The organism is Actinomycetota bacterium (genome assembly GCA_035759705.1).
Classification (GTDB): Bacteria; Actinomycetota; CADDZG01; order JAHWKV01; family JAHWKV01; genus JAJCYE01.
The window spans coordinates 1-2,223 of record DASTUJ010000008.1 but is presented as its reverse complement, the minus strand read 5'-3'; the positions used below and the strand labels follow the sequence as shown (position 1 = coordinate 2,223).

At 63.5% G+C, this 2,223-nt stretch carries 2 protein-coding genes and 1 tRNA gene; all 3 read left to right on the top strand.

Translation table 11 applies throughout. The annotated features are described in order from the left end of the window. Positions 1-576: tryptophan synthase subunit alpha (gene trpA, locus VFV09_00505; protein HEU4866181.1), on the top strand; the 576-nt coding region annotated here is incomplete at its 5' end. A 12-nt stretch (positions 577-588) separates the two neighbouring features. Continuing rightward, positions 589-674 (top strand) — tRNA-Leu (locus VFV09_00500). Between the two features lie 231 nt (positions 675-905). Beyond that, a complete protein-coding gene (locus VFV09_00495; GenBank protein ID HEU4866180.1) occupies positions 906-2,075 on the top strand; it encodes a Tad domain-containing protein in 1,170 nt (389 codons plus the stop codon). Positions 2,076-2,223: the final 148 nt, after the last annotated feature.

The window sequence follows — 2,223 nt, the reverse complement described above, 5'->3', positions numbered from 1 at the left end:
GCCGGGATTACGGTCGACGGCTGCCTCGGCCTGATCAAACAGGCACTGAAGAGATCGTCGACCCCCGCAGTGGTCATGACCTACTACAACCCCATTCACTCGGCGGGCCTCGAGGCGTTTGCCGCCAAGGCGGCGACCGCCGGGGTGTCAGGGCTGATCGTTCCGGATCTGCCGTTCGAGGAGTGCGCCGAGCTGGACCGGGCCCTGGGGGACCAGGATCTGGCGTTGATCCAGCTGGTAGCCCCCACGACGCCGGGCGAGCGGGCCTCCATGCTGGCCGCCGCCTCCAGGGGCTGGGTCTACGCCGTCTCCCGGATGGGGGTGACCGGGATGCAGGATTCACTGGCATCGGCCGCGGCCGAGGTCGTGGACCGCATCAAGCCGCACACCGATCTCCCGGTGCTGGTCGGAGTGGGCATCTCAAGCCCCCAGCTGGCCGTGGAGGCGTGCCGCGTGGCGGACGGAGTGATCGTCGGCACCGCCGTTGTGAAGCGGGTCCTGGAGGACGACCTGTCCGGGGTGGTCGACCTGATCCGTGACATGCGCAACGCAGTCAACCCACCAGACGCCCACTAGAATCGTTGTATCGCCGGCGTGTTGGAATGGGAGACAAGATGGTCTCAAACACCATTGGGTGCAAGCCCGTGCGGGTTCGAGTCCCGCCGCCGGCACCATAAAGATCCGTACTTGAGCCCTTCCGGACGGATTAGGGAGACATTCCCAACTTAATCTTCCCAAGCCCGTGCCGATAACAAAGCGCCAGGACCCACAGAGGGATTTTGCCTCGAAGCATGGTTGTGCAAAGCCCGGGGGGATGTTGCGAAGCGGTCCCATAACGCCGAAAGGGCAGCGCTTTGCATCAAAGACGACGCCGACGATCCCTTCGGAACGACCAAAAGGGCGCCGTGGCGATTTTGGTCGCCCTCAGCCTGCCCGTCCTTTTGGGTTTCGCCGCGCTGGCCGTCGACCTCGGCTACGCCCGCCAGTACAAAGCGCAGGCTCAGAACGGGGCCGACTTCGCCGCTCTCGCCGGAGCCGGTGTGCTGAAGACCGGGACGGTTGCCCAGGCGGGCATGGCGACGGTGGACTACGCCGAAAAGAACGGTTTTTCAGGTGAGAACGTGGAAGTAGACATCCCGCCGGCCACCGGTGCCTTTGAGGGGGAGGACGGCTGCGTCCAGGTGGTGACCCGCGGGGGAAACACCGCGGTGTTCGGATCCCTCTTCGGCTTCGACTTCTTCGACGTGTCCGCGAGAGCCACGGCCTGCGCGACCCCTCCTTTGGGCGGTCCGTACGCGGTTTTTGCGGGATCGACCACCTGTGGGCAGAGCCTCAACTTCTCGGGCGCAAACCGGACGATCAACGGAAACGTCCACACCAACAACGACGCGCAGATAACCAGCTCGGGCACCACGGTCAACGGCGACGTGACCTTCTTGAACGGCAGTGTGCCCAGCGGAAACATCGTCTACAACCCGGCGGTCGACAATCCCCGGCGCCTGGACGAACCCGTGGGTTATCCCGATAACTTCAAGATCACCGACTATGCCCCCGGGGGCCCCAAGGCGATGTTGGCGTTGTCGCAGCTCAAGTACCACTACGCCGGCTCGGCCAACATCAACCTCACCTGGCTGACGCTCAACCTGGCCTACAACCCGCTGACAAAAACCATCGCTCCGGGCCTCTACTACACCTCAGGGGACATCGACCTCAGCGGCAACGGTTACAACTCAACCGGGGCGACCTTCGTGACCAGCAACGGCGACATCCACTTCAACGGGAACACTTTCAACTTTGCGGCCTGGGATCCCGACGGCCTGCTCCTTTTCACGAACAAGGCGGACACCAGCTGCGCGACCAACCGGTCGGTTATCAAGCTGAACGGCAACACCCACTTTTGGAGCGGGATCATGTACGCCCCCAACGGTCCCATCGACTTTGCCGGCACCAACTCGGGGGCGTCGTTGCACGGCCGGCTGGTGGCCAACACCGTCAATCTCAGTGGGTCGAACCAGGTGCTCACCCGAAACGATGCCTGGCCCGGCAAGCCGGGCGGATTCGAGCTCGTCGAGTGATAGGTGAGGGCCGTGAGCTCGCGAATTTCGCTTAAGTGTGTGCAGCTTAGTGCCGATAACCCGGGGTAGACAGACCGAATCGCCGAGAGCAACGGGGAGGCGCCATCCAAGAGGATGCGGCTCCGGCGTCCGGCCCAAGAGTTTTTTT